The organism is Pseudoalteromonas sp. Angola-7 (genome assembly GCF_028599255.1).
Taxonomy (GTDB): Bacteria; Pseudomonadota; Gammaproteobacteria; order Enterobacterales; family Alteromonadaceae; genus Pseudoalteromonas; species Pseudoalteromonas atlantica.
In genome coordinates this window covers 88,902-115,774 of record NZ_JAQREL010000002.1, presented here as the reverse complement: position 1 = coordinate 115,774, position 26,873 = coordinate 88,902, and the positions used below count along the sequence as shown (strand labels likewise).

Below are 26,873 nucleotides of genomic sequence, written 5' to 3'. Positions count from 1 at the left end.
ATTTGGGAATAAATGTTTTTTTGAATCGTCTTCTTTATAAAAGGGGTAAAAATCAATGAACGAAACATTAAAAACCTTATTGCCCATGCTTAGGCGTTTTGCCTATTCGCTAACGGGTAGTAAAGCAGATGCAGACGATGTAGTGCAAATAACAATTGAAAAACTATTAGTAAAAGGCATTCCGGATGACGTTGAGCCTGCTAAATGGGCGTTTAAAATTTGCCGCAATGTGTGGATAGACGAATACCGCTCACGCAAGGTAAGGCAAAATACGGCCCAGGCCGATGTTTTACCAGAGCCAATTACAAGTAATGAGCACCAAACACTCGAAAACAAACAAATGCTTAAAAATGTAAATACAGCACTTGGGCAATTACCCGAAGAGCAACGCGCCATTGTATCGCTGGTGGCAGTGCAGGGCATGGCCTATAAAAAAGTAGCACATACACTCGATATACCTATAGGCAGTGTAATGAGTAAATTATCGCGAGCACGCAGTACACTTTATAATTTAATAAAACCCGACTTTAAAAAGGAGCAAGTATGAACATTAACGACGAAACACTTAGCGCCTTTTTAGACTCAGAGCTAAGCGAGCACGAAATGGAGCAAGTGCGCAAAGCCCTTGAAACCGATGATGAACTAGTAATGCGACTTGCAGAGCTAAGCGAAGTAGACATGCGAGTAAAAGAGCACGCAACAAGTATTGATGACGCACCCCTTAGTGACTCATTAGCTAAAACGGTTGCAAAGCTTGATACAGCAACGACAAAAAATACGTTAAATAGCAATGTAGTAACGTTAACGCCTTGGCAAAGGGTTAAGCAGTCGGCTAATAAAAGCTTAGCAATAGCTGCAAGCGTTGCCGTGGTATTTGGTATTGCAATGACTAGTTATTTACAACCCAATGAGTCGCAAAATATAGTAGCCAGTAACATAGCCTCTGCTCTTGATACACAGCTAAGTAGTGGTGAGTATAAGCAAAGTGATGGCTCAGTATTTAGCGCGCAGCTTAGCTTTAAAAATCAGCAAGGTGAGCTTTGTAGGCAGTATGCGCTAAGCTCAAACAATACCATGCAAACAAGCATTGCTTGTAAAACGCAAAGCGGTTGGCAAATAAAAGCGCAAACAGCCGCGCAGCAAAGTGATAATGGCGCGCAATATCGAGCGGCCTCTAATAACAGTGAGTTAGATGCTGTTATAGATAGCATGATCAGCGGCGCACCACTAGATAGAGCGCAAGAGCAGCAAGCAATTAGTGCAAAGTGGCAGTTAAACCAATAATAGCTTTTATAAAACGAGGTGAATGATGAAAACATCTATTTTAATTATCAGTATTTTACTTATGGCGGGTTGCGCTTCTAAATCCGACTACCGCCCAGCTAATAATGGCTCACAAGGTTATAGTGAGCAAAAAATTAGCGACGATCAATACCGCGTCGAATTTAAAAGTGTGTCAAACAACGTAGCCGATGCCGGTGATTATGCATTGTTACGCGCGGCTGAACTTACCCAAGCGCAAGGCTACGACTGGTTTGTTGTAACAAATAAAGAAACCTTTGTTGAGTCTAAATCGCAAGCGCCCGCGTCATCTATTAGTGCATCACACAGCCAGCAATATGAGCGAAACTGTGGTTTATTAACCTGCGAAACACGCGTACGCCCGAGCAATAGCGTAGGCGTACAAGTGAGCAACAATGATAAACGAAAAGAAGTACACACCCTGATTGACATTAAAATGGGCAAAGGTATTAAACCCAGCGACAACAGCTATAGCGCACAAGACTTAATTGAAAACTTAAGCAAAAAGACACAAAACTAATTATGAGAATAGTTATTAGCTGTCGCTATTTTGCATGTGATTATATTTAAGCTATACGCTTACGCTTTAATCTTTAGTGACAGTGGGCACTTAATTATTAGCCGGTTAGGTGCCTACTTTAAATGTGATTACCCCTCCTTGGACTTCGAAGTCTTTTAATCGGTGTTTCCTCTACCATACTTCTTTCTTTGGTTGTTATTGTTAAATTAAACAGATCAAACCAGTGCTTTAAAGAATAAACCTGAAAAATAACTTTATAATTTTAAAGGCTTTATTTTTATTTGAATAAGCTGCTTCGTTTTACTGTTATGAACATGTAAAACTTTTATATAATCTTTATTGCATTCGAATGCAAAAAGCGATAGTTTTTATAAGTCGAAAAAATAGGCATTTAAATCGCGCTTTTAATAATTATAAATACTAAAAATTCGGTAGCGGGTTATTTAGCCCTTAAATGCTTAATAAAATAACTTATATCAACAGGTGGAGAATTAATCTCATGGCCGCACATATTTTACGTAAAACACTTATTTTTGCTGCAGTAAACACGGCGATATTGGGCTCAGCCTCGGTATACTCGCAAGAGGCAAAGTTAAACCCTAACAAAGAGTTGGAGGTTATTTCGGTTACCTCTACTAAGCGTGTTAAAAGTATTCAATCAGTGCCGTTGGCTGTGACCGCTGTATCTGCTAAAGATTTACTAGAAAATGGCGTTACTGATATCTTAAACCTTGATAGCTTAGCGCCAGGGTTAAAGTCGGGTGTGTCGGGCAGTGATGCTCGCCCAGCTATGCGCGGTGCTAGAACAGAACAAGTAGAGGCTAACGATGTTGCCATCGCGTTTTATTCTAACGGTGTTTATCGTCCTCGTCACGGGCAGGCGCTTGCTGGGTTTGTTGATTTAGAGCGTGTTGAAGTATTACGCGGGCCACAAGGTACATTGTTTGGTCGTAACTCATTTGGTGGTGCGATTGATGTTATAGCTAAAAAACCAGAGCTAGATATTACCGAAGGCGGTATGGCCGTTACATTTGGTAATTATGGTCATTTACGTGGTGAGGGCTTTTTTAATGCAGCGCTTACTGATGACACTGCGGTGCGATTTACTGGCGTTCGAGAAATAAGAGATCCCTACGTTGAAAATACATTTAATGAAGATGCAGGCTTAAAAGATGCTGATATGTATTTTTTACGTGGCCAAGTTTTTACTGAAATTAACGACGATATAAATTTAAATGTAAAAGTAGAAACGTGGCAGGATGAATCAAATGGCGGCGGTGCTTTTGGCTACCATATTTTAGGCGTTCCTATAAACCCTGCAACGGGTAAAACAAGTTTGTCGGCACCATTAACTGAGCGAATTGGTCGTGACGATGTGTGTGGCAGTAATTGTGGCCGCTTTGGTGCAGGTTTAGATAACGCTGCAACACCAGGGCTTGATACAGCACAGGCGGTATCGTCAGACCCATTTACTCAGCAGTTTGACTATAAACCATCGCGTGATGTAAGTGATGTAAGCATTAGTGCAGAGCTTAACTGGTCATTAGAGTCGGTAGATTTGAAAGTGATTGCAGCCTCAATGGATTACGAAGAAACGCGCCTTACTGATGGTGATTTTTCGACTTATGCAACCACGGTTGATGGCAATGCGATTGAATCAAAAACAAACTCGTTAGAAGTGCAGGTTAGCTCAACGTATGAAAGCGACTTTGAATGGGTAGCGGGTATTTATTTGCTCTCAGAAGATTTAGACAACGCATTTTTAAATGGCAGCTATGGCGCTGTGGTTGATAATGTGCCAGATACAACGCAACCCCAAGAATTTCAGTACGCGTCGTGGTTAAATCAAATTCAGTTAGAAACAAGATCAGCTGCAGCCTACTTTCAAGGTAATTACACATTTAATGATGATACACGCGGTATAGCCGGCATTAGGTATACAAATGACAGCCGTGAGTGGGATATTTACGGCCAAAACCCAGATAACTTAAGCACGCTCGATTTTTCTGTACTTGAGATTGATAACGCAGACGATGATTGGAGTAAAGTAACGTGGAAGCTAGGTCTTGAGCACGATTTAGCAAGTTCTCAACTGCTTTATGCTACCGTTTCTACAGGCTTTTTAGCGGGTAACGCACAGGGCGCTTTTAATGGCGAAGATAGCTACGATGAGCAAACAGTAACGGCTTACGAGCTTGGCTTTAAAAGCATGCTGCTTGATAATTCATTAAGATTTAACGCTTCTTTATATTACAACCAGTACGAGGACCTACTTTCTACTCGTTTTCAAAACGTGGGTGGTACGGCGGTGTCGTTTTTTGGTAATGCCGGCGAAATTGATGCTGCAGGTCTTGAGTTAGAAATTGATTGGCAGGCAAGTGATGCATTGCGCCTAGGGGCACGCGCTGCGTTTACAGACTCAACGTATGGCGATTTTGTTACGCCAAATGTATTTGAAGAGGGTGGAGAGACCATTAATGGCGTAGATAACTTACTGCAACTAGATGGTAATGACGTGCAGCTAAGCCCTAAATACAATATTACACTATTGGCCAGTTATGAGTTTGATTTAGGTGATAAAGGCCGCGTTGTGCCTGCTACCAGTATTCAATTATCGGATTCGTATACAACCAACGATTTGCCTTTTTCATTTGGTACTCAAGAAAGTTACCAAAAGTACGATGCTAGCCTTGCATGGTATTCGGCAGATAATGAGTGGTCTGTACGTGCGTATGTTCAAAACGCAGGAGATGAGCTTATACTACTTAGGACAGTCCGCTTTGGTGGTAATGTGGCTGCGGCCGATTATGCTAATCCTCGCACTTATGGTGTAAGGGTAGGCTATAACTTTTAGGCATTTTTCAATAATGTATTTTAAGGTTTAAGTAAAAGTGTAAGTTTGTGCATTTTGCTAAAATATAGCATTGAAATTTTAAATTAAACAATCGCTTACATAGAGCCAGTAATAAATTATTACTGGCTTTTTTTGTGTTTCGAAATCACTTTGTTTTCATTTTAATATATTGTTTTATTTAGGTTAATTTCGATAAGGTTATTATTCGAGCAAAAAGTTGTTGATCTTTTTGACTTCGAAGTCTATTTTAGATCCATGCATTTTCAATTGATACAACTTGTTTACTGTAATAATTGAAAATGTAGGTTTGGGGAGAACTAAATACGTTTTATACTGGGGAGAATAACTATAATGAAAGCTAAATTTACACGGACTCTCGTTCACTTTGCTGTAACCACCGCTATTGCAGCAACCACAATGAACGCACACGCTGCGCAAGAGCCAGAACAAGCACAAGCGCAAGAACAAACCGCAGAGCCCGCGATAGAGCGTATAGCGGTAACGGCAAACCGTCGCTCACAAGACCTACAGGAAGTATCATCATCAATAACAGCATTAGGGGAAGGGGACATTGCCCGCGCTGGTATTATTGATGTTACGGGTCTTGAACAAGTGGTACCAGGCTTACGTATGGGTTCGTCGGGTGGTGAAGTTAGACCCGCTATGCGTGGCGCTCGCACCAACGAAGTAGGTGTAGCAGGCACCGGTATTGCTGAGCAAATTGTAGGTATATTTCAAGATGGTATTTATGTGCCGACTACCTCATCGGGCTTAGGCGCGCTGGTGGATGTTCAACGCATTGAGGTATTACGCGGGCCGCAAGGTACGTTATATGGCCGAAACACGTTTGCGGGCAGTATTAATATTATTACTAACCAACCTGTTTTTGACGATTTACTGGGGAGTATAAAAGTTGAAACCGGCAGCTATAACCGCAGCGCTTACGAAGGAATTATAAATATTCCAGTAAGCGACACCGTGGCAACCCGTTTTGTAGTGGCCTCTGATCGTCACGATGGTTATATCAATAATTTAGTTGTTCCAGGCCCTTCAGATGACTTGCGCGAGAAAAACCAGTTTTATATGCGTAACGTTACTAAGTGGGAGCCAAACGAAAAGTTTAATGCCACAGTACGCTTTGATTACTCGCGTAAAGACTCAAACTCAGAAGCTATTTGGGGTTACCAACAAATAGCGGGCTACCAAATTGAAGAAACCTCGCCGGGGTCGGGTGTATTTAACACCACGCCTACAATAACCGAGGGGCATATTTATCAGCCAAGTGATGCGCAGCACGAAGACCTTGGCCCGTATGATGTTTACCGCAATGGATTTTCACTTGATAAGCAAGAAAGCTTTTCGACCACATTAGCACTTGAATGGTATACCGACTTTGCTGATATTAAATGGACCACTAACTACTCAACGCTTAGTGGTAAGCAATATTACGATAACGACTACAGCGACGGTGGCATTGATTTTGTAGGTGGTTTTGGTCGTGAGGATGACCAAAAAACACTCTCATCTGAGCTGCAATTTTCATCTAACGATGAGGGTGATTTTTCGTGGATTGGTGGTCTTTATTACTTTGACCAAGAAGCAGATTGGAGCTGGTTATCGCATGCAGATACCACAGGCGATGGTGTATCAGACTCTGTTGTAGTGCCTTCGTGGGGTAACCCAGATTACGACCCGCATACGGCAAAATCTATTGCGGCGTATGGGCAATTACGCTACCAAGTAACAGAAGATTTGCGCGTGGTAGGTGGGTTGCGTGTAAACCAAGACGACAAAACATTTACCGGCGATACAATTCCTGATTGGGATGACTCTGCGCTACTTTATAAAGCGGCTGCCGAGTACGACATTAATAACGATATTATGGTGTATGCAAGTGTAGCGACAGGCTACAGAACCGGTGGCGCAAACGATTCGCGCGTTGTAGCTCGCGGTGCTGACCCACTTTACGATAACGAAGATGTTATCTCTTACGAAATGGGTATGAAAAGCTATTTGCTTGATGGCGCAATGCGTTTAAATTTTTCGGTATTTATGAACGAATACGAAGATGTAAAAGCACAGTTATTTGCAACCTCATGTAACGATACGACCACTGGCGATACTGTTTTAGAGTGTGTTGCAGCAGGTACTGCTACCACCTTTGAATACTACGAAAACGGCGGCGATGTAGAAACTGTGGGCCTAGAAGCCGATATTCAATGGGTGCCAATTGATAACCTAACACTAACAGGTACTTTATCTCTGCTTGATAGTGAATTTGCTGATGGCTATGCAGTAGGTAATGAGCAGCTTCGCCCATTATTAGCATTAGGTAACTTAGAAGGTCGCCAAGATATAAACGACAGCTCTAGTCAGTTTAGTTTTGAAGGCTGGAGCCCAGCTATGGCACCTGAGTACAGTGTTGGTTTTTCAGCTCGTTATGAGTTTAGCTTAGGGGGGGATTCGTACTTAGTACCGTACATTCAACTAAATTACTTAGACGATTACTACGCGTTTGATACGAACATCCCAGAGGTGCAAGTAGATGCGCACTTAATGGCTGATGCACGTTTAACCTGGTACATTAACGACAGTGTGCAAGTAGAAGCGTACGTTAAAAACATTGGTGATAAAGCGATTTTAACTCGTGGTGTAGTGCACTCACAAATTGTTGATGGCTTACCTGCAAACTCAGTACAAGCTAACTGGAACAATCCGCGTACGTGGGGCGCAAGCTTAAAATATCAGTTTTAGAATTTCCTAAATGGCCGCTACGGTCATTACTTTCAGCCAGCTATTTATTAGCTGGCTTTTTTTATTTTAAGCTTGTTAGTTAGCTCCAGTTAGCTGCTATTTAACCTTACTATTGTATTTACCCCACCTTTGCTGACATTTATTGAGTGCGCTTTTATTGGCTTTAGATTGTAAGCTTAACCTTTCTTACCTGACCTTCATTTAAGTTTGCTAAATGCATAAGTGTATTTAAGCCATAAGTGCGTAACTTACAATGGGGGGCTTGGCTGTGAGTTGCATACTCGGGCTTTAGTAAGGCGAGGCTGATACTTTATTTATTGCCTTTAACTATTTTAAAGCGTTATTTTTTTAATAAGTAATACCCACTCGCTTAATTAAGTGAGCTATTTTGAGTTATAAAAGCGAGTCATAAATAGGGTAAAAACTGCTTAAGTATGATTACAGGTTGCTAAAAGGCCATCTATAAAAAAAGCGCTCAGTGAGCGCTTGAAGGGAAGTGGAAAAGGTGACCTTATAATGCAAACTGCTGGTTAAGTGCCAGCGTGTCGAATTGCATTACTTCGTGGGTTATTTGATTATCGCTGATGCTAATAACGCTAATTATTTGCTGACGTACACGTACGTTTTTAGCATTAAAGCTGCCATCGAGAGTCCAGCATAGGGTGGCTTGGTTTTGCGTACTGTCATACTCAACGGTTTCTAGCTGGGCATAGCGTCTGCTTAGTGATTGCGTAAAATCTAAGTGGCAATCAAGCAGCGCGCTAATAGGTTGTGGCTGTGTGTTACCTGCAAGTACAGCCGTAGCGCTTGGAGTATAAAGGGTTTCAAACTGAGCCAGGTTGTTAGTTTGCCAAATTTGCCACCAGTTATCTAAAGTACGAGCAGTGTGAGAGGGCAGCTCGCAAATAGCGCTGGGGGTTGCATGAAAAGTAGTAGGGTGCAGCTGGTTATCTAAATCGCTAACAATAATCGGGTCACTTTTTGGTAGTTTAGGAATAACCGAGCTGTTATTTACCGTTGTATTTACATACTCGTTATTGGCTAACGACAACGTATCAACCACACATTTTACTGACTTAATAAAAGTCCCGTTGTGTTTTATTACAAACGTTAAACGCACTGGATTTTTAAGCTTTTTAGGCTGTAAAACCAGCTGTAGGGTTTCACGTTCTGCGCCTACACTATGAGTGTGCGATACACACTCAGACACACCATATTGAGCTAAAAAGCTAAGCCACAAAGGCTGCGCCTGCAAAGCACCCATGGCGGTAAAGTGGTGCTGCTGCCAACGGCTACTGCGAAGCAACTTGCTGCTTATGCCTTCAATGTCGGCTTTAGTGTATAAATCGATAATAGCGTTGATCATGCATTTTCCTCCCATTGTGATTTGTTGACTAATGCATGTGCTTTAAATAAGTTTGCATAAAGTGCTACTTCATCAAAAACGGTGATCTCTTCGATGATTTTTTTGTTTTTAATACGCAAATGCGATGCGCCTAAAATAAAGTAAGGCTGCTGTTTAAGCTCACTTAGCTCGCTATTTTGCGGGTTAAAGTGGCCTGCTAGCGACCAACGTATCGCTACATCTGTCGTGGTTTCGTCAAATGGGGTAATAGCTATATGATCAATCGTTAATTTGGCGTCGGGGCAGGTTGCAAAAAATTGTATAAATACGCCGTTAATTTGTGCAAGTCCGGTGGCCATTCTGCCGCTAGGCCATTGCTGTGTTGCCGTTAAACTGTAAAATTCGTGCACTTTAGCAAACTGTTTTTGATTAAATAGCGTGTCTAACCAAGTATGGGCAAATGCCGCAAGCTCACCCTCTACAATGGGCGTACTTGCTACGCGGTGATCTATGGCAATTACACGGTTAAATTCATCGTTTAGCCACTGCGTGTGTTTTTCTTTACTCGGAATGTTTGCCATGTGTTTGGCTACATTAATAATGTTTAAGCCAAGCTGCTTAACTAAAAAGCCGTTGTCACGCACTAGCCACTCTTTAACTATTTTGTTTTCAAAGCATACGCAGTCGGCAATGGTTGTAACACGGCCTGTTTTATGTGTTGCTGGGCCAAACTCAGAGTTACCAGTGTTGGTCATTACACTGCTAATTAAATGTGATGAGTAATAGTGCTCGTTGGCTTCTTCTGAAAACACCACGTTTTCGCCAATTAGGCTTCTGTCGGGGAAGGCGGCAATAGTTTTAAGGGTGCCTTGAATAACATCTTCTATGTTTTCGCCATAGGCGCCAAGGGTAAAAACAGGGCATACATCGGCGTAATAGCGATAGCATAAGCCAATGTTTTTTTGCTCCCAAATACGGTGCGTTATGCGCAAAATGTAATCAACAATATCTACAAATTCGTCATCAAAACCGATTAAAGGCTGCTGTTTGTTACCTTGCGGGTTTAACACGCTCGATAACGGTAGCCAGTAAGGTTGGGTCATATTATTGTGTTTGTTCATGCTCACCTCTTAATTAGCTGCGGCTATTTTGCGTTGCATTTGCTCAAAAATATCAATGCCCATTCCATTTAATAAATGAGGGATATCAATAGCGACCCAGTTTTCTTTTAATATGCCGTTTTCGCAGCGCCAAAAGTCCATGACACGCGGGAACAGCTTATTGCCAGAAGGCGGTAAACCTAACCAGTCTTCACCGGTATGAGTGCCATACATGTGAGGCCATCCGCCGGTAGCAACAAAGTTATCGTGACTTACTAAACACAGTGTTTTATTAATACCGCGATCAGGAAAGCCTTTTAAAAACGGCCCTTGATGGTGCTCTCTAAAGCCGCTAATTCCGCGGGTTGTACCAATGCCTGCTGGGCCATACCAAATAAAATCTGGGTGCCAGTATTTTTCTAAATTAATGCTGTATAAGTCTTTACCGTCATAGCGGCCAAGCTCTGTGAGCATATCAACTACAAGTTGCTCGTTGGTTTTGCTAAGCGTTTCGTTTTTATCACCTGTTGGTACGCCATCAAGTGTGGTGGGGGGCATAACTAAACCTGGGTAACCTAAGCTTGGGCGTAATGGGTTTACGCCTACTTGGTTCATTACATCAATTAAATCTAAAAATGTGTAAACATTAACCACTTGGTTGTTTTCTATTTGCGCCATTTCGCTGTAGCGAATAAACACACTTTTGCCGCTGGCAGGAATACCCAATAAAGGCTGTGTAAATGTGCCGGTAAAATACCCTGTTGCACACACCCATTGCTCACCTTTGTAGTCGCCCTGGATAGAGATAAACGGTTTGCGCTCTATGTCAGGTAACGAATGTTTAAGTACGCCAAAGTAGTCATTAATCACATTTTGCTTTGTGCTAATAGGCTCAAAAGGGTGGCTTACCTGCCATTGAACGGAGTCTGCAAGCAATGCTTGATTTGGCAATTCTGCAGCGCTGAAGTTTTCAAAAAGTTGTTCTAAAATATTCATTTATTTCACCTTACACAAAATATTCAAATAACATGAGAGAGGCAAAGCTCAGTACAAAAAAGCCAAGTAACCAGTAATTGATTGAGTCAAACTTACCCGGAATTAAGTACCAGCCGTTTTCTTTTTCTGGACGTTTTTCATCTTTAAATGCTTTTAACTGACCTTTAATGGTGTATTCGTTGTAATCCTCTTGATAGCCATCAAATGCAATACTTAACGCAATGCTAAATACAAGGCAGGTTATTGCCCCTATGGCGCAGTACCATGGCCATGCAATGTCGGTAAACAGTGCGCACACAGCAACGGTAATAAACGATACTAAGGTACCTATTAATAAGCCTTTTTCGGTGGTGTGCTTAGAGAAAAACCCAAGGGCAAACATGCCAAGCTGAGCACCTACAAAGTACGAGCCTACTTTAGTGAGTATTTCTAAAATTGAGCCTTCGCTGTATAGGTGATACATAATGGCCGGAATAATAATGATCACCGCCCAACCTAGCGTAAATAAGCGAGTAACATTTAAATAATGAGCGTCGTTTTTTTCAGGCGCAAAGTACTTTTTATAAAAATCGATAGTACTTATGGTTGAAAGTGAGTTAAGTGCTGAGTCGAGGCTCGACATAGATGCTGCCATTACCGCTGCGGCAATAATGCCCATTAACCCCGGTAAGCCATAATCAGCTGGAAACTGTAAAATAATTAAGTTGTCGTTTTCAAAAGTGCGCCCGCCGTAGTAGCTATAAAACAGCACGCCCATAAATATAAAGAACAAGTAAATAAAGAACGCGATAAAGCCCATTAGTAAGTAGGATTTTTTAGCATCGCCAATATTTTTAGCGGCAAGGGTGCGTTGCACCATCATTTGGTTAGTGCCATACACCGTAATGTGATACAGCGACATAGCCAGCACGCCAGACCACACGGTAGTTACTTGGGTAAAGTCGAGCGAGAAATTAAGTGGGTCTAATTTACCTTGGCTTTTTAGCTCGCTCAGTGTTGAGCTAAATGAACCATCCATAGAGGTGATAAGGGCATACATAATAATACCGGCCCCTATAAATAAGATGGCTGACTGAATTACATCGGTCCATATAACGGCGGTTATGCCACCTAGCATGGTATAAATAAGGGCGATTATGGTAACTAAAAATATCGCAGTTATAACATTTATATCGATAATAAAGGCCAACACTAAGGAGGTTGCATACAGCACTGCGGCTGACCCCATAGTTTGCGATATTAACCAAATAGTAGAGATAAGTAAGCGGGCCTTTTTACCAAAGCGTCGCTCTTGGTATTCGTAAATAGAGGCCACACCCGCGTTGTAAAAAAACGGAAAAAACAAACACACCACCGCCACAATAACCAGTGGGTAGTTAAGGTGTATGGCAATAACCGAGAGTCCCTCTTTGTAAGACCACGCTGGCGCACCTAAAAAGGTGAGCGCACTTACATAAGTAGCAACAACCGATATACCAATAGCCCACCAAGGTGTTGTTTTTCGACCTATGTAAAAGTCGTTAGCACTACTGATCTTTTTACTAATTACAAACCCAAGTATTAGGTTGGCAATTATGTACCCGATGAGAATGCTCCAATTCAACAATCCAAAATCATTCATAATTAATCCTGTTAGATTAGGTTTTACGGGCTTGAGAGCCTATTTGTATTTTTTATTTTGAATCATCATGAATCACTTTGACTTCGAAGTCAATTCTCATTAGTATTATTTTAAAGCAATTTATAACTTACTATTCACAGGCTTTTAATTACTCTTTAAATGCAATACATTTTGTTAAAGTGTGTTTAACGGCGGTTTGAAGACATTAATTTGACTGCGCAAACAATGAGGAATAATCATGGCAGATATACTTAAAGATAAACAACTAGTTCGTCAATTTCATACTGCACTAGAAAAAGCACAAGGTAATGATTTACAAGCCGTATTTAATGAGTTTATGGCCAGTGAATACAGCTTTAAAGGAGTGCATCCGTTTAATGAGCTTGAGTGCGCTAATGATGTAATTGCCCAAGTTTGGCAGCCATTATTTAGCTCGTTTAGTGCGCTGCAGCGCCGTGAAGATATTTTTATTGCAGGGCAAAGCGAAGCCGACGGCGGCCAGTGGGTGATGAGCATGGGTCATTTTATGGGCTTATTTGATAAAGATTGGCTAGGTATTGCGCCAACCCATAAGCTTGCCACTTTGCGCTATGCCGAATTTAACTGTGTTAAAGACGGAAAAATAATTCAGACCGGTTTTTTTGTCGATATTATTGGCCTTATGATGCAAGTAGGTTTAAACCCGCTGCCGCTCTCTACTGGGCAATATTTTACGTATCCCGGGCCGCGTACGCACGATGGTATTCGTTTGGGTAAAAGTAGCGATGAGCAAAGCGAAAAAACAATGGCGCTGGTAAATCAAATGATTGATAACCTAACCGCGCTTAATAAAAGTGGTGTTGATACGTGCCCGCCCGAAGTGCTTGGTAAAACCTGGGATGAAAACATGGTGTGGTATGGCCCAGCAGGCATTGGCGCAACTTACACAATTAAGCGTTATCAGCAGCAGCACATGTATCCGTTTAGAGAAGGGTTAACCGGTAAAGTATTTAACGGCCATATTTGCCGTTTTGCTGAAGATGAGTTTGCCTGCTTTTTTGGCTGGCCTAACTTAACTAACACGGCCATTGGGGGCTTTTTAGGCCTACCAGGTGCTAATACCCCAGCAGATATGCGCGTGGTGGATGTGTATCACCGCGAGGGCGATAAACTGGTAGAAAACTGGGTCATTATTGATATTCCTTATTGGTTAAAACAACAAGGTCTAGATATTTTAAAGCGCACGCAAAGTATTGCGAACCCTGGCGCATAGTCTATTTAAGTAATAAAAAAGCTCTGTTTAACAGAGCTTTTTTTGTTTATACGCCCTAGGGCGCAAAGTTTAAATAGCGCGCTTTGGTAAGCTCTTTCATGCGTGCGAATACATCTACCCCAATTTGATGGTACACATCGAGTATATCTATTAATACCCAGTTTTCGCGAATTAAGTTATTCTCGGCGCGCCAAAAGTCGAGACTACGCATGGTTATTTGCTGATTTGCAGGCGCAATACCTAACCAACCATCATTACTAATAGTCATGCTCATACCCGGCCACGCGGTAAAGCCAACATAGTTTTCATCGGCAAATAAATAGCCTTTACTTGCATCACCTACTCGGTTTGGGAGGGCATTTAAAAACGGAATTTGATGCCAGTTTCTAAACCCTTTTATACCTCGTGCAGTGCCTATGGTACTTGGCCCATACCAGCTACAGTGCGGGTGCCAAAATTGCTCAAGCTTCATGGCCTCTATACCGCCTTTGGCATAAAAACCAAGGTGCTCACACATGTCGCCCACAAGTTTTAAGCTTTGTGCTGCGTGCTCTTCATTGTATGCGTTTGTGATTAATCCATCTTGCGTTGCAGGGCCTGGTACATGCCACTCTTTACCTAAGCTCACCGAAAGCGGCCATACTTTAGCTTGCATCATTACTTCGGGAATATCCCAAATAGCTTGTACTTCTACCACTTTGTTATTTTTAATGCGGTAAAATTCATGAAAACGCATGCTAACTTGGTGCCCAGTAGGGGGGATATCAAGCCATGGCTTTTCAAACGAACCGGTATAATAACCGCAACAACCTACCCAGTCTGAGTCGTTAATTGAGCTACCTGCCATAACGATTGTATCGCGGCGCTCTAATCCTACAAATGCCTCGCTAAGCGGTAAATAAACTTGCTCAATAAGTGAATTAGGGTTGGCAAGTGTTTCAAACGGGTAACACAGCTGAATGAGCGCGTCATCGCTAAACACGGTATTAATTTGTGTATGCAAGGCGTTTACATCAAAGTTATACAGGGCCTGTCTAAAGTCGTGTATTAACGCTTTATTTTTATTATGAATGTTCATTGTTTTGGGCTCCTGTTGCTGTTTCAAATTGCTCTCGCAATTGCTTAGCGCCGCTTAATAAAAAGCTGTGATCTGAGCCTAATAAATAAAAGCTCACGCCTAATGATTGCCAATGGCTCAGCTCGCTCAAATTACCTACAAACATGCCACAGCATTTATTATATTTAGCCGCTGCCTTGGCTATTTTAGTAACTGCCTCAAGTACAGTAGGGGCACTTGGGTTGGTTTCGCCAAGGGAAATAGTTAAATCCATACGGCCTATAAAAATGCAGTCTATTTCATCTATTTGGCACAGTTGCTCTATGTTATCCAGTGCATCGGCATCTTCTATTTGCGCAATAATACAGGTTGATGACTTATTGCTTGCTAGATTATCGGTTAGGGCATGGGTTGTGTAACCAGCAAAGCGGCTTGAACCGGCATAGCCTCGGCCGTTATTGCCATAAAAGCAGTTTTTAATAATTGCTTTTGCTTGTTCGGGGGTTTTTATATGCGGCAGCACAAGGCCATCTGCGCCTATATCTAAGCTACTTAATAAAGTGGCGTGGTCTGTATTACTAACACGTATAAGCGTGGGCATATTTTTAGTACGTGCTGCCATTATGCAGCTATCTAAATCGCCTCTATCAAAGGGCGCATGCTCTGCATCAAGGCACAGAACATCAAGGTTAGTGTGAGCCAATACTTCTGTATTATGATAATGCGTGCTTTTAATAAAGGTACCTAGCAGTAGCTGTTTTGCATTTAACTTTTGCTTTAAATTCATGATAAAGACTCCAACCAGTCTAATAAAATTGCGTTTACCGTATTACTTCGCTCAAGCGGGGCAAAGTGAGCGCAATGACCAAGCAGTACAAGGTCACTATTAGGCGCTGCTTCATGCATACTTTGCTGAACACTTGCCGGGCATAATGGGTCATGCTCGCCCCCAATAATGAGTAGTTTTTTTGTACTTTGCTTTATTACGCTTAACGTATCTTCGCGGGTGGCAAGTGCACTCAGCTGGGCGCTAAAGGCGTTAATACCCAGATCGTTTGCCATGCTAAGTACGGTCTCTTCATGGGCTTTACTTGGTTGGTAAAAGTAGTGCGGCAAAAAGTCACGTTTAAGCAGCGCTTCTAAACTGGTGCTTTTGGCGTGTTCAATTTGTTTGAGTCTAATTGCAGGACGCTCAGGTTTATCGGCTAAATAATTGCTCGACATTAAACACAAGGAGGTAACAAGCTCAGGGTTTGATTTTAACAGGGCAAGCGCAACAATTCCGCCCATGGAAAAACCTATAAATGGGCCCGGCTCTTGTACAATTTTTTTGCAAAGTTCTACCATTTGCAAAATGCTAGATTGCTCGGTGAAGGGTATTACACACGGTGTATAACCTGCATTTTGCAGTGCGTTAATTTGCGCTGCAAACATACGGTCATTACACAGTGTACCAGGTAAAATATAAACAGGATTTTTGGCCACAAAAATTCCTTAATTTAACGTTTTTTAATAGAGTTCCCTTCAATTAATGAACCAGTAAATACCCGAACTTCTGCAGCCGCTTGAGGGTTTTCAATGCGCTCCATTAAAATATCAACAGCGGCTTTAGTAAGCTGCTTCATTGGCTGTTGTACTGTGGTTATTTGATAGTTGTACCACGAAGAGGCATTAATACCATCAAATCCTACAACCGACATGTCGTCGGGCACTTTAATGCAAAAGTTTTCTTTTAGTTCATCAATTACGCCAATTGCCATAGCGTCATTACTGCATATTATGGCATCGGGCTTGGGGTGTTTTTTTAACCATTTTTTAAGTGCGTCGCGTGCCGATTTATACCCATAATCACCATAAATAACCGGCGTGTCTTTAACGCCTAGGGTTTGTAAATAATTTTCGGCTATTTCTCTGCGCTCGTTTGCAACATCTGAGTCGGTAGGGCCGGATATAATTAAATACGATTTATGGTTAGCTTCGTGTAATAAATCAATTAACTGTTTAATGCCTTTGTCGTGATTACAGCAAACGGTGTTTGCATTCGACTCAGGCACATGGCGGTTATAAAGCACAATAGGCGTACTGTGTTTAGCAAATAAGTTTAAGCTTTTACTATCAAAGTGAGCAGCTAGGGCAATTACACCATCAACCTGAAAGGTCCATATGTTTTCGAGTAATTCATCTAGCTCTTCTGCGTTATCAAGTGTAAAGAGCAGCACACGTTTATTGTGCAGTGCCAGCTCTCTGTTTAGCTCAGAAAGCACCTCTGGGTAATTCAGGTTTGCTTGCGATGACAATATAACCGCAACCATACCCGATTGTTTGGTGATCAACATACGGGCAATAGCATTCGGGCGATAGCCCATTTCATTGGCCGTTGCGATTACTTTTTCACGGGTTTTTTTAGACACACTAAAACCAGGTCTAAAAACACGTGATACCGCCGATTGCGATACGCCCGCTACACGGGCAACATCGTATGAGGTGACTCTTTTTTGCTTCAAGATTTACTTCCTATATCGTCTTACACGAATGTCTGCTTGTTCTTTGTGGCCTGCGAACCCTTCTGCAGCACATAATCGTGAACAATACTCACCAACAACCACCGAGGCTTGCTCTGTTACTTGCTGAAAAGTACATGTTTTTATGAATTTACCTACCCATAGTCCGCCAGTATAGCGCGCAGCTTTACCTGTGGGTAGTGTATGATTTGTACCAATACATTTATCACCATACGAAACATTAGTTTGCGGACCTAAAAATAAAGCGCCAAAGTTTTGCATGTTCTCTTTAAAGTAATCGGTATTGCTGGTCATCACTTGCACGTGTTCAAACGCTAAGTCGTTGGCAACTTGCAGCATTTCTTCGTAGGTGTCACATACAATTACTTCACCGTGATCTTCCCATGCTACGCCTGCAATATCGGCGGTAGGTAAAATAGTAAGCTGCCTTTGCACCTCTGCTATTGTATCTTTAGCTAGTTGCTCTGAGTTGGTGAGTAAAATAGCCGGTGAAGTAGGGCCGTGCTCTGCTTGGCCGAGTAAATCTGCCGCACATAGCTCGCCATCTACACTGTCATCGGCAATAACGAGGGTTTCGGTAGGCCCTGCAAATAAATCAATACCAACACGGCCAAATAGCTGACGTTTTGCTTCGGCCACAAACACGTTACCTGGTCCAACTATCATATCTACCGGCGCAATAGTTTGTGTACCAATTGCCATTGCAGCTACTGCTTGCACGCCGCCTAAACAATAAATTTCATCAGCACCGGCCATATCCATCGCGACTACAATTTCAGGTGATGGCTTGCCATTAAATGGCGGAGCCATGGCTATAACGCGTTTAACACCCGCTACTTTAGCGGTTAATACGCTCATGTGCGCAGAGGCTAATAGCGGGTATTTACCACCTGGCACATAACAGCCTACGCTATCCATAGCGATATGTTTATGACCAAGGGTTACGCCCGGAAGAGTTTCTACCTCTACGTCTTTCATTGAGTCACGTTGTATTTGTGCAAAATTACGTACTTGGCTTTGCGCCCACTTAATATCGTTAATTAATTGCTCATCAAGTTGTGTATAGCAGGCTTTAATTTCGTCTTCTGAAAGTTTGAAAGACTCCGGAGTCCAGTTGTCAAACTTTTCAGAGTACTCACGAATGGCTGCGTCACCTTCGGTTTCAACATGTGCTAAAATATTCTCTACAATATCTCTTACTGATTGATTTTGTTTTTGTTTTGAGTCAATTGGTTGACCCTTTTTTAAATGCTTTATCATTGCTAGTGTCCTTAGTGAGTCGTTGTTATATACACATTTGATGAGACGTATTGGTTAAATAATGTCTTGCATCTAACTGCACTCTAATTAATAATGACTTCGAATGCAATATAGAATTTAGGTGAACAAATGGGATTTGATAAAACGCTTTTAGTGGGTAAAACCATTTTAGTGACAGGTGCAGGCAAAGGTATTGGTAAAGCATGCGTAGAAAAATGCGTAGATGCAGGGGCCCAGGTTATTGCAGTAGCACGTACCCTCAGTGATTTACAAACACTGCAGCAATACGCGCCTGAGCAAATAGAAATTTGGCCGCTAGATATAAATAGCAATGCTTTTTTTGAGCGTTTAAAGGCGCTAAAAACACTCGATGGGCTGTTAAATAACGCCGGTATAAATCGGGTTGCGCCAATGCTTGAGCAAACAGATGAAAATATTGATGACGTAATTGCGATGAATATTCGCAGCGTTTACAAAATTAGCCAAGCGGCACTGCCAGCGCTAATAAATTCTGGCGCTGGGGCGGTGGTTAATATGTCGTCGCAAATGGGGTTTGTAGGTTCACCTAAACGTACTTTGTATTGCATGAGCAAACATGCGGTAGAGGGGTTGAGCAAAGCAATGGCGGTTGAACTTGCCGATAAAAATGTGCGCGTGAACACCGTAGCCCCCACCTTTGTAGAAACCCCAATGACCAAACCCATGCTAGAAGATGCGACGTTTAAGCAGTTTGTTTACGACATGATCCCACTGAAAAAAATTGCCCAAACTGATGATATTGCCAATGCTTGTGTGTTTTTACTAAGCGGCCTTTCGGCAATGATCACTGGTACAAGTATTAAAATTGATGGCGGTTGGACCGCACAGTAACCAATTTAGGAGAGAGCAATGAGTGTATTTGCAGATAGGTTAGTACGATACGACGATTTAATTGCGTGTAAAAATGCCTTTATTGATACACGCTCGCCGGGGAGCGATCAAAAAGAAAACTTTACAATTATTGGCCCAGGCGTTGCCGAAAACCCAAATCAACATGTGCATATTTCTATTCCTCATGGGTTTAATATTGGTGGTGCGCGCCAACCTGCAGGGTGTTTAAATTCGCAGCATAGCCATTTAACTGAAGAAATTTTTGTAGTACACAGTGGTACGTGGGCTTTTTACACTGGTGTTGACGGTAAAGATGCCAAAGTAATTTTAAATGAAGGCGATATTATTTCGATCCCGATGGATATATTCAGAGGGTTTGAAAATGTTGGCGACGGCGTAGGCTATTTATATGCGGTACTTGGAAGTGATAACCCCGGTAGAGTACTTTGGGCTCCGCAAGTATTTGACATGGCAAAAGAATACGGACTAATTTTGCTAGAAAATGGCAGCTTAGTAGATACCACGCTAAATGAAACCATCCCCGATGGTGTAAAGCCAATGGCCGTGACCAGCCAAGAGCAAATAGCGCAGCACAGAGTAATAACCGATGAAGAGCTGGCACAAACTGTGGTTAAAGCCAGCAACTTTAATTGGAATAAACGCTCGTACCTTAGCCAGTTTGATGGCGTATATGAAGCGCCATTAGTCGGTAATTTAAACGCCAAAACATGTATTCAAACACAGCTAAATTGGCCTCATGGCTTTAATATTTCTGCGTTAAAGTTACAACCTGGTGCACAGGTTGCGCCTCATATTCGCTTTGAAGAAGAGGTTATATTTGTTCATCAAGGAAGCGTAACAATAGACTTAGGTGATGAAGTATTAACGCTTAACCAAGGTGATACTTTTTCAGTGCCTATTGAGCACGTAAGAGCCTATAGCAATAATAGCCAAACTGACTGTGTGCTTTATATAACGCGCCGCCACGACGCGCCAAAAGACCCACAATTTGTTTAAACTTTAATGCTATATAAAATTTTAGGCACTTAGCTTGCTTTAGCTAAGTGCTTTTTTCGTGGTAAAAAACCAGTAACCAGCATAGTGCCCACAATTACAAATAATGCGCCGAGTAACGTATTTGGCCCTATTTGCTCATCTAAAATTAAATGCCCCCAAAAAATGCCAAATAGCGGAATTAAAAACGTGACCGTTAAAGCTGAGGTTGGGCCTATATCGTCAATAAGTTTAAAAAATAAAATATAAGCAAGTGCGGTACACACCACGCCAAGTGCTAATACGCCAAGCATAACGTTGGTACTAGGTACTTCGCGTATTGGCATAAAAAGTATAAGGGGCAGTACTATAAAACTGGCTGCCCACATAGAGCCGTGTGCGTTATCGAACGGAGCAAGCTTTGGGGCATTTTTTGTATAATGGGATGCAATGGCATAACACAGGGAGGCGCTTAGCGCTGCTGCAATAGCAATAACTGACTGACTATTCAATACAAAATGATTTTGCCCAACTAAAATTGCCACGCCTATTAAACCCAACAGCAAACCTAACACCATGCTTTTAGTCGGTTTGGTTTTGCTCCAAATAATGCCCACCACCGCGCCCCATATGGGCGTTGTAGAATTTAAAATAGATAAAGTAGAGGCGCTAATCGTTTGCGCGGCATAAGCAAACAGTAAAAAGGGTAGGGCGGAGTTAAGTGCGCCAATTATAAAAAAGTGCTTTGTGTGTTTAGTAAACGCCAAGCGGCGTTTTAAGTACAGCGCCACAATAAAGAGGGTGAGTGCGGCAAAGCCAACTCTAAACTCTATTAACACCGCAGGGCCTAAGCTGTTTGCTGCCATTCGCATAAATAAAAATGACGCGCCCCAAATTGCAGCCAGAAAAAATAACCGAAGTAAACTTGCTAAGCTCATGATAGTATTTTAATTATACAAATTAATTTACAGAGTAACAGGCTTTGCATTAACTGTAAGCCAGATTCGGTACTCGCATATTAAAATAATAAAAAAGGAATAGTAATGAGCCGATATTTACTGATCACAGCAATAATGGGAGTGGGTTTATTAAGTGGCTGTGGGTCTACGCCTATTAATTTATATGATGACATAACCATGAAAAAACATGAGTACAATGGCATAAAAGCGTATAAAAAAGGTGATTATAAACAAGCTTTTATGTACCTAAAAGACCCTGCAGCACTTGGCTATAAAAGCGCGCAATACACATTGTCGTTTATGTTTTTAAAAGGGCAGTACTTAACACAATCCACTAACATGGGTATGGGATGGCTAGGCGTTGCAAAAGAGGCTGGAGTTGAAAGTTGGCAGGCGCAATACAATACTTTTTATAACGCGGCCACTTCGGCGCAACAGCTTAAAATAGACGAAACCGTTGAGTTGTACATAAGCCAATATGGTAGTAAAGCACAAAAAATGACGTGCCGTCGCTCAACAACCCCAAGACGCACGTTTGGCGAGATTAAAATTGATTGTAACAAACACGAGGGTACTGTGACTAAATACGAAGTGCAAACAAAAGAGTAATGCTAAGCGGTGGCTTGTTTTTGTTCAAAGTCACTTTTTACAATTTCGAGCGCTTTTAATACATCCTCTGGAGCAACCTCGTGCTGCTCCAAAAGCATAATTAAATCTACTGCCAGTTTTACATGTGTAGGGGCGTTATCAAGTGGGCTGGTCATCTAAATCTTTCTTTTTTGAAATTTGGCTAATAGCAACATCAATAGCGGTTTGTACGCGCTCTTCCATGTGAATACGTTCACTTTGTGGTAAATAAAAGGCCATATCTACATCGTATCTAATATAACGTGGCGGCAATTGATTAAGTACCGTGCAACAAAAATCGGCCATTACATCTTCACTGTAAACTTTATCTAGTTTACGTTTAATGATTTCTTCAACTACAATTTTTTCGTAAAAGTTATGTATGTCGTCGTGCAGTCGCATCGTGCTAGCGCCTTTTATAGAGTCCGTTTATTTGAGTGTATACTAAGCACTAAAATAAATCGATAGCAGCTTTAAATAGTTGTTTATGAACATTAATTAACGCATTTAAATTACGTTGATAACCGCCACCTAAAGCGCACATAAGTGGGATGTTATGGGCTTTGCAGTAGTTAACAATAAAATGATCGCGCGCATAAACCCCTTCAAGCGATACGTTTAATAACCCTAGCTCGTCTTTTTCGTAAATATCAGCCCCTGCGTTATATAAAATAATATCGGGGTTATGAATACGCACGCAAAATTCGAGGGCTTGTTTTAGCGTTGTTAAGTACTCGATATCTAATGTGTTGGCAGGTAGGGCGAAGTCGTAATCGGAGTGTTGCTTTAGGCGCGGAAAATTTTGCTCGCAATGGATAGAGCAAGTAATTATAGCGTTATTATGTTGCGTAATTTGTGCCGTGCCATCGCCTTGGTGTACATCACAATCAAATATTAATACGGTATCGGCTTGGTTTGTATTGATTAAATGCGCGCCAGCCACAGCCAAGTCGTTAAAAATACAAAAGCCACTGCCGTAATCGCTATATGCATGATGATAGCCACCACTTAAATTAGCGCAAAAACCATATTTTAGTGCGTATTCGCTGCCTTGAATACTGGCCCCGACTGAAAGTAGCGTACGCTCTACTAATTCGCATGAATACGGGAAACCCATTTTTTTAATTGCTTTATTACTGAGCGTGGCGTTTAAAAAATCATTTATGTAGCCTTGGCTATGGCACAGTGCAAGCTGCTCGGGCGTTGCTTTGGTTGGTGTATTAAACTGTGTAGTCCCAAAGCCTAAGCGTTCTATTTCTGCTTTTAGCATTTGGTATTTTTGGATAGGAAAACGGTGGCGCTCAGGAAGCGTTAAAGCACTGTAAAGCGGGTGGTAAAAAAGCTGCATTAGCGTAATTGTTGTTTTTCGACTTGTTGAATTTTATCTTCGGTGGCCGAAATAGCTTTACGGCAGCGGCCTAAACGCGCATGCGTGGTTAAAATTTCCATATTAAGTTTTTGTGCTTGCGCTGGGCTGGCTTTTTCCATTTGTAGTTTACGCTCTTCAATCATTAACACTAAGCGTCGTTCAAACTCATGGTTTTGTTTAAGCTCGTCGTATAGCTCGTGCGACGATTGCATTATTTTTTTTACGGCTTGCTTATAAACCGTATTTTTTGGCCTAGGTTTGTACTGGCTTTTGTTTTCTTTTGCCCAGATGGGGGTCGATTTAATAACACTAAATACAGCTTGTACTTGATTACCTATGCGCTCGAGTGCATAAGCATAAGCATGGCGATGATCACTGGGTGGTAAGCTGGTAATTTCGTCTTCAATTTCTGTTACGTAGTCAGTTAGGTTCATGCTTTTAGTACTAAATACGCCGCGGTCAAATAAACTAGGCTGCGCCTGCATATAGCGGTTTTTAGAAAACAATTTAGCTTTATCAAATTGCTCAGCTTGTTGTTTAAGCGTAGCAACTTGTTGGCGTAATTTATCTAACGCGTGGGTTTGCATTTACAAATAAGCCTCGTAAATCAGTTTTAATGCTAGCAGTATAACCATAGTGTTAAAAACAGGGCGAATAAACTTACCGCCAAAGCGAATGGCTGAGTGAGCACCAATCCAAGCACCTAACATAATAAAAAAGCCCATGATAAGGCCTAATAAAAAGTTTACATGACCAAGTGCCACAAAGGTAATAAGCGATATAAAGTTAGATACAAAGTTCATTGAACGGGCTAAACCACAGTTAAGCAGTAAGCTCATTTTATAAAATAAACTATTAGATGCGGTCCAAAAAGTACCGGCGCCTGGGCCTGCTACGCCATCAAAAAAACCTAACGCTAAACCCTGCAACCACTGCTTTAGTTTAAGTACTGATGTTACTTTTGGTAAATCATCGCCCTGTGTGGTGCTTAAACTACCAAACAAGCTATAACAGGCCACCATAATAATAATGATAGGCAAAAGCTTATTTAAAAATTCAATACTTAAGTGATCGACTATTAACGTACCAATCACAGCGCCTATGGCTGTAGCAAAAATGGAATTTGCCCAAAATTTAGGACTAAATAGATTTTTTTTATAATACGTGTAGCTGGCCGTTAATGAGCCAAAGCTTGCCGCAAGCTTGTTGGTGCCAAGCGTTACATGCGGTGGCAAGCCTGCGGTGAGTAGTGCAGGGACTGTTAATAAGCCACCGCCGCCGGCAATTGCATCAATAAAGCCAGCAGCAAGGGCTGCGGCACATAAAACTGCCAGTGTTGTGGGATCTAAAGCAAGTTCAAACATTAATAATCTATTTGTCTTTTAAAAGGTGGTAAGGTGTCGAGCATGGCTTTGCCGTAGCGCTTGGTAATTAAGCGTCTATCGAGAATGGTTATACGGCCTTCATCGCTCTCTTTTCGCAGCAGTCTACCACAGCTTTGTACCAATTTCTTTGCTGCATCGGGCACCGTTATAGACAAAAATGGATTACCGCCTTTACTTTGTACAAATTCGGCTTGGGCTTCTTCTATTGGTGATGTAGGTACTGCAAACGGTATTTTTGTAATTATTAAGTTTTCTAAATATTTACCAGGTAAATCAAGCCCTTCTGAGAGGCTTTGCGTACCAAATAAAATACTACCTTTACCGCTATCAATATTTTGGGTGTGTTTTTTTAATAATGCCTCGCGCGACATTTCGCCTTGCACTAATAAGTTAAAACCTTTTGTTCTAAGAAACTTAGCCACATGGTCCATTTGCCAGTACGAGGCAAACAACACCAAATTAGCTTTTTTTGTATTTAAGTACTCAGGCAAAGTTTGCGCTATATGGTCACTAAATGCTTTGTCGGTTGGCTCAATTTTACTTACCGGAATACGCAAGGTTGCTTGTTTAGGGTAATCAAACGGAGAGGGCACTTTAATAAATTTAACGCCTTCTTCTTTTGCTAATCCGCTTTCATAGGCAAAGTGGTCAAACGAACCGAGAGCACTTAAAGTCGCCGAGCATAGTACCGCCCCTGCGCATTCATTCCATAGCTTGTCTTTTAAGTAGTAGCCAACTTCGATAGGGCAATCACTTAATAGGTGATCGTGATGGTTTTTATATTCTAAACGTTTGATCCACCTTGCGTGAGGTGTGCCTTCGCCTTTATTTGCATAGCTATACCACAGCTTATTTAATTGCTCTAAGCGGTTTATATAGTGTCCGCTTTCGGCCAAAACAGGGTCGGCAACGTAGGGTTTTATATCGCCATCGCTTACATCTTGAGTGAGGGTATCGTGCATTTTGTTTAAACAACGCAGTGCATCTAGTGTGGCGTCACTTATATCTTTAGCTTTGTTGTGCAATGATTTTGGTATTTCGCCATGCTCAAAACGATATGTATCGTCTTTTGAGTATTCAAAGTCGGCGTTATCGAGAATATCACGCACCACTTTTAAGTCTTTATTCGCATCGTTAATGCTATCGCACAATTTGAAATTTTGACCAATGGCCTTTTGACCCACTAATACCTTAGACATTTTGCCACTAAATTTGGTGAGCTTATCTAGCCAATCAATGGTGCCTTTAATAGTGGCCGCTGCCGATGAAAAGTCGCGGGTAATATGTGCAAGGTGGTGCGCTTCATCTATTACATAAATGGTGTTATCAGGTTCGGGTAAAATTTTACCGCCCCCTAAATCCAAATCTGCCAGTAGCAGTGAATGGTTAATAACAAGCACATCCATTTGCATAAGCTGATTACGAGCAAGCTGAAACGGGCAGGTTTGATGGGCTTTCATTTGGCGTTGGCAAGCGTGTTTATCGCATGCGATTAAGTTCCACACTCTATCGGGTATGGTGTCGGCCCAGCTATCCCTGTCGCCTTGCCATTTTTTATTTACATAGGCATCGTAAAGGCCTTTTAAGCATTTAGTTTCCATATCACTTAGCGGCGAGGTAAGTGTGGGCATAAACTCCATTTGGGTTTGGCTATCGCCATTAACAGCGTTATGTAATTTATGGGCACATATATAGCGTTGCCTACCTTTTACTAGGTCAAACTTAAAGTCGAGCCCTGAGTGTTTTTTAAAAAAAGGCAGCTCTTTTGCTATTAATTGCTCTTGTAGGGCCACGGTAGCAGTAGATATAACCAGCTTCTTTTTTTGAGCAAGGGCAAGCGGTAACGCGCCCAAACAATAAGCAAGTGATTTACCAGTCCCTGTGCCAGCCTCAATAACACATATTCGCTGTTTTTTATGGTATTCGCCAGCCAGTGTTTTTGCTATTTCGGCAACAAGGTAGTTTTGGCTACTGCGTGGGCGGTAATCAGTAAGGTTACTAGCCACATGCTGGTGTACTTGCCTAATTGTTTTTTTTAGTTGGTCAGAAAGCATGGGGAGATAAACCTAAAATATGTATATAATTAC

25 protein-coding genes are annotated in these 26,873 nt (G+C 41.7%); 9 read left to right on the top strand and 16 right to left on the bottom strand.

Going from position 1 to position 26,873, the window contains the following annotated elements; translation table 11 throughout:
* Window positions 1-55: 55 nt before the first annotated feature.
* The 5 genes from PSH50_RS03120 (at window position 56) to PSH50_RS03100 (ending at window position 7,430) form a co-directional block, all read left to right on the top strand.
* A complete protein-coding gene (locus PSH50_RS03120) occupies window positions 56-547 on the top strand; it encodes an RNA polymerase sigma factor (protein ID WP_273609243.1) in 492 nt (163 codons plus the stop codon).
* The gene (locus tag PSH50_RS03115) at window positions 544-1,284 is read left to right on the top strand and encodes an anti-sigma factor (RefSeq protein WP_273609242.1); all 741 of its coding nucleotides are present in this window, start codon (window positions 544-546) and stop codon (window positions 1,282-1,284) included. Before PSH50_RS03120 ends, PSH50_RS03115 begins: the two co-directional genes overlap by 4 nt.
* A 25-nt stretch (window positions 1,285-1,309) precedes the next feature.
* Window positions 1,310-1,822, top strand: a complete 513-nt coding sequence (locus PSH50_RS03110) for a hypothetical protein (protein ID WP_337946899.1) — start codon at window positions 1,310-1,312, stop codon at window positions 1,820-1,822.
* Between the two features lie 499 nt (window positions 1,823-2,321).
* Complete coding sequence (locus tag PSH50_RS03105) at window positions 2,322-4,676, top strand: TonB-dependent receptor (protein ID WP_273609240.1); 2,355 nt, start codon at window positions 2,322-2,324, stop codon at window positions 4,674-4,676.
* Window positions 4,677-5,027: 351 nt separating this feature from the next.
* Window positions 5,028-7,430: a TonB-dependent receptor gene (locus tag PSH50_RS03100; protein WP_273609239.1), complete on the top strand. Its 2,403-nt coding sequence runs from the start codon at window positions 5,028-5,030 to the stop codon at window positions 7,428-7,430.
* Window positions 7,431-7,941: 511 nt separating this feature from the next.
* On the opposite strand, the gene PSH50_RS03095 is transcribed toward PSH50_RS03100, so the two are convergent.
* From PSH50_RS03095 to PSH50_RS03080, 4 genes are read right to left on the bottom strand one after another with little or no spacing between them, the layout of a single operon-like run.
* Complete coding sequence (locus PSH50_RS03095; RefSeq protein ID WP_121637230.1) at window positions 7,942-8,796, bottom strand: nuclear transport factor 2 family protein; 855 nt, start codon at window positions 8,794-8,796, stop codon at window positions 7,942-7,944.
* Window positions 8,793-9,896, bottom strand: a complete 1,104-nt coding sequence (locus PSH50_RS03090) for an ester cyclase (RefSeq protein WP_064386752.1) — start codon at window positions 9,894-9,896, stop codon at window positions 8,793-8,795. The genes PSH50_RS03095 and PSH50_RS03090 overlap by 4 nt, the downstream gene beginning before the upstream one ends.
* 9 nt (window positions 9,897-9,905) lie before the next feature.
* Window positions 9,906-10,871 (bottom strand): ester cyclase, encoded by a 966-nt coding sequence (locus PSH50_RS03085; protein ID WP_121637231.1) that lies wholly within the window; start codon window positions 10,869-10,871, stop codon window positions 9,906-9,908.
* 10 nt (window positions 10,872-10,881) lie between these two features.
* Window positions 10,882-12,492 (bottom strand): sodium/solute symporter, encoded by a 1,611-nt coding sequence (locus PSH50_RS03080; protein WP_273609238.1) that lies wholly within the window; start codon window positions 12,490-12,492, stop codon window positions 10,882-10,884.
* Window positions 12,493-12,730: 238 nt separating this feature from the next.
* On the opposite strand from PSH50_RS03080, the gene PSH50_RS03075 reads away from it, so the two are divergent.
* Window positions 12,731-13,744 (top strand): ester cyclase, encoded by a 1,014-nt coding sequence (locus PSH50_RS03075; protein WP_055255210.1) that lies wholly within the window; start codon window positions 12,731-12,733, stop codon window positions 13,742-13,744.
* A gap of 55 nt (window positions 13,745-13,799) precedes the next feature.
* On the opposite strand, the gene PSH50_RS03070 is transcribed toward PSH50_RS03075, so the two are convergent.
* From PSH50_RS03070 to hisD, 5 genes are read right to left on the bottom strand one after another with little or no spacing between them, the layout of a single operon-like run.
* Window positions 13,800-14,822: an ester cyclase gene (locus PSH50_RS03070; RefSeq protein WP_273586129.1), complete on the bottom strand. Its 1,023-nt coding sequence runs from the start codon at window positions 14,820-14,822 to the stop codon at window positions 13,800-13,802.
* A complete protein-coding gene (locus tag PSH50_RS03065) occupies window positions 14,809-15,588 on the bottom strand; it encodes an HpcH/HpaI aldolase/citrate lyase family protein (RefSeq protein WP_273586128.1) in 780 nt (259 codons plus the stop codon). Before PSH50_RS03065 ends, PSH50_RS03070 begins: the two co-directional genes overlap by 14 nt.
* On the bottom strand, window positions 15,585-16,286 hold the full coding sequence (locus PSH50_RS03060) for an alpha/beta fold hydrolase (RefSeq protein WP_273586127.1): 702 nt from the start codon (window positions 16,284-16,286) through the stop codon (window positions 15,585-15,587). The genes PSH50_RS03065 and PSH50_RS03060 overlap by 4 nt, the downstream gene beginning before the upstream one ends.
* A 14-nt stretch (window positions 16,287-16,300) precedes the next feature.
* On the bottom strand, window positions 16,301-17,308 hold the full coding sequence (locus PSH50_RS03055) for a LacI family DNA-binding transcriptional regulator (RefSeq protein WP_029772146.1): 1,008 nt from the start codon (window positions 17,306-17,308) through the stop codon (window positions 16,301-16,303).
* Entirely contained in the window at window positions 17,309-18,583 is a 1,275-nt protein-coding gene (gene hisD, locus PSH50_RS03050; protein ID WP_273609237.1) for a histidinol dehydrogenase, read from the bottom strand.
* A gap of 129 nt (window positions 18,584-18,712) precedes the next feature.
* Here hisD and PSH50_RS03045 point away from each other — a divergent pair, with 129 nt between their 5' ends.
* Both PSH50_RS03045 and PSH50_RS03040 read left to right on the top strand, forming a co-directional pair.
* Entirely contained in the window at window positions 18,713-19,453 is a 741-nt protein-coding gene (locus PSH50_RS03045; RefSeq protein ID WP_273586126.1) for an SDR family NAD(P)-dependent oxidoreductase, read from the top strand.
* 18 nt (window positions 19,454-19,471) lie between these two features.
* Window positions 19,472-20,470: a cupin domain-containing protein gene (locus PSH50_RS03040; RefSeq protein WP_273586125.1), complete on the top strand. Its 999-nt coding sequence runs from the start codon at window positions 19,472-19,474 to the stop codon at window positions 20,468-20,470.
* A 29-nt stretch (window positions 20,471-20,499) separates the two neighbouring features.
* Here the strand turns inward: PSH50_RS03040 and PSH50_RS03035 are convergent, their stop codons facing one another.
* On the bottom strand, window positions 20,500-21,384 hold the full coding sequence (locus tag PSH50_RS03035; RefSeq protein WP_273586124.1) for a DMT family transporter: 885 nt from the start codon (window positions 21,382-21,384) through the stop codon (window positions 20,500-20,502).
* A 105-nt stretch (window positions 21,385-21,489) separates the two neighbouring features.
* On the opposite strand from PSH50_RS03035, the gene PSH50_RS03030 reads away from it, so the two are divergent.
* The gene (locus PSH50_RS03030) at window positions 21,490-22,014 is read left to right on the top strand and encodes a sel1 repeat family protein (RefSeq protein WP_273586123.1); all 525 of its coding nucleotides are present in this window, start codon (window positions 21,490-21,492) and stop codon (window positions 22,012-22,014) included.
* A gap of 2 nt (window positions 22,015-22,016) precedes the next feature.
* Here the strand turns inward: PSH50_RS03030 and rsmS are convergent, their stop codons facing one another.
* The 6 genes from rsmS to dinG are packed head-to-tail and all read right to left on the bottom strand — an operon-like array spanning window position 22,017 to window position 26,840.
* A complete protein-coding gene (gene rsmS / locus PSH50_RS03025) occupies window positions 22,017-22,169 on the bottom strand; it encodes a pleiotropic regulatory protein RsmS (protein WP_024033713.1) in 153 nt (50 codons plus the stop codon).
* Window positions 22,153-22,434: a late competence development ComFB family protein gene (locus PSH50_RS03020; RefSeq protein ID WP_004585951.1), complete on the bottom strand. Its 282-nt coding sequence runs from the start codon at window positions 22,432-22,434 to the stop codon at window positions 22,153-22,155. The genes rsmS and PSH50_RS03020 overlap by 17 nt, the downstream gene beginning before the upstream one ends.
* 49 nt (window positions 22,435-22,483) lie before the next feature.
* Complete coding sequence (locus PSH50_RS03015; RefSeq protein ID WP_273609236.1) at window positions 22,484-23,380, bottom strand: histone deacetylase; 897 nt, start codon at window positions 23,378-23,380, stop codon at window positions 22,484-22,486.
* Window positions 23,380-23,988, bottom strand: a complete 609-nt coding sequence (locus PSH50_RS03010) for a primosomal replication protein (RefSeq protein ID WP_004585953.1) — start codon at window positions 23,986-23,988, stop codon at window positions 23,380-23,382. Before PSH50_RS03010 ends, PSH50_RS03015 begins: the two co-directional genes overlap by 1 nt.
* Complete coding sequence (locus PSH50_RS03005; RefSeq protein WP_273609235.1) at window positions 23,989-24,765, bottom strand: TSUP family transporter; 777 nt, start codon at window positions 24,763-24,765, stop codon at window positions 23,989-23,991.
* On the bottom strand, window positions 24,765-26,840 hold the full coding sequence (gene dinG / locus PSH50_RS03000) for an ATP-dependent DNA helicase DinG (protein WP_096739872.1): 2,076 nt from the start codon (window positions 26,838-26,840) through the stop codon (window positions 24,765-24,767). Before dinG ends, PSH50_RS03005 begins: the two co-directional genes overlap by 1 nt.
* Between the last annotated feature and the right edge of the window lie 33 nt (window positions 26,841-26,873).

Bases quoted from the DNA above. Each gene is read 5' to 3' on its own strand.
- PSH50_RS03120 (WP_273609243.1), top strand. From the start codon at position 56: ATGAACGAAACATTAAAAACCTTATTGCCCATGCTTAGGCGTTTTGCC.
- PSH50_RS03115 (WP_273609242.1), top strand. From the start codon at position 544: ATGAACATTAACGACGAAACACTTAGCGCCTTTTTAGACTCAGAGCTA.
- PSH50_RS03110 (WP_337946899.1), top strand. From the start codon at position 1,310: ATGAAAACATCTATTTTAATTATCAGTATTTTACTTATGGCGGGTTGC.
- PSH50_RS03105 (WP_273609240.1), top strand. From the start codon at position 2,322: ATGGCCGCACATATTTTACGTAAAACACTTATTTTTGCTGCAGTAAAC.
- PSH50_RS03100 (WP_273609239.1), top strand. From the start codon at position 5,028: ATGAAAGCTAAATTTACACGGACTCTCGTTCACTTTGCTGTAACCACC.
- PSH50_RS03095 (WP_121637230.1), bottom strand. From the start codon at position 8,796: ATGATCAACGCTATTATCGATTTATACACTAAAGCCGACATTGAAGGC.
- PSH50_RS03090 (WP_064386752.1), bottom strand. From the start codon at position 9,896: ATGAACAAACACAATAATATGACCCAACCTTACTGGCTACCGTTATCG.
- PSH50_RS03085 (WP_121637231.1), bottom strand. From the start codon at position 10,871: ATGAATATTTTAGAACAACTTTTTGAAAACTTCAGCGCTGCAGAATTG.
- PSH50_RS03080 (WP_273609238.1), bottom strand. From the start codon at position 12,492: ATGAATGATTTTGGATTGTTGAATTGGAGCATTCTCATCGGGTACATA.
- PSH50_RS03075 (WP_055255210.1), top strand. From the start codon at position 12,731: ATGGCAGATATACTTAAAGATAAACAACTAGTTCGTCAATTTCATACT.
- PSH50_RS03070 (WP_273586129.1), bottom strand. From the start codon at position 14,822: ATGAACATTCATAATAAAAATAAAGCGTTAATACACGACTTTAGACAG.
- PSH50_RS03065 (WP_273586128.1), bottom strand. From the start codon at position 15,588: ATGAATTTAAAGCAAAAGTTAAATGCAAAACAGCTACTGCTAGGTACC.
- hisD (WP_273609237.1), bottom strand. From the start codon at position 18,583: ATGATAAAGCATTTAAAAAAGGGTCAACCAATTGACTCAAAACAAAAA.
- PSH50_RS03045 (WP_273586126.1), top strand. From the start codon at position 18,713: ATGGGATTTGATAAAACGCTTTTAGTGGGTAAAACCATTTTAGTGACA.
- PSH50_RS03040 (WP_273586125.1), top strand. From the start codon at position 19,472: ATGAGTGTATTTGCAGATAGGTTAGTACGATACGACGATTTAATTGCG.
- PSH50_RS03035 (WP_273586124.1), bottom strand. From the start codon at position 21,384: ATGAGCTTAGCAAGTTTACTTCGGTTATTTTTTCTGGCTGCAATTTGG.
- PSH50_RS03030 (WP_273586123.1), top strand. From the start codon at position 21,490: ATGAGCCGATATTTACTGATCACAGCAATAATGGGAGTGGGTTTATTA.
- rsmS (WP_024033713.1), bottom strand. From the start codon at position 22,169: ATGACCAGCCCACTTGATAACGCCCCTACACATGTAAAACTGGCAGTA.
- PSH50_RS03020 (WP_004585951.1), bottom strand. From the start codon at position 22,434: ATGCGACTGCACGACGACATACATAACTTTTACGAAAAAATTGTAGTT.
- PSH50_RS03015 (WP_273609236.1), bottom strand. From the start codon at position 23,380: ATGCAGCTTTTTTACCACCCGCTTTACAGTGCTTTAACGCTTCCTGAG.
- PSH50_RS03010 (WP_004585953.1), bottom strand. From the start codon at position 23,988: ATGCAAACCCACGCGTTAGATAAATTACGCCAACAAGTTGCTACGCTT.
- PSH50_RS03005 (WP_273609235.1), bottom strand. From the start codon at position 24,765: ATGTTTGAACTTGCTTTAGATCCCACAACACTGGCAGTTTTATGTGCC.
- dinG (WP_096739872.1), bottom strand. From the start codon at position 26,840: ATGCTTTCTGACCAACTAAAAAAAACAATTAGGCAAGTACACCAGCAT.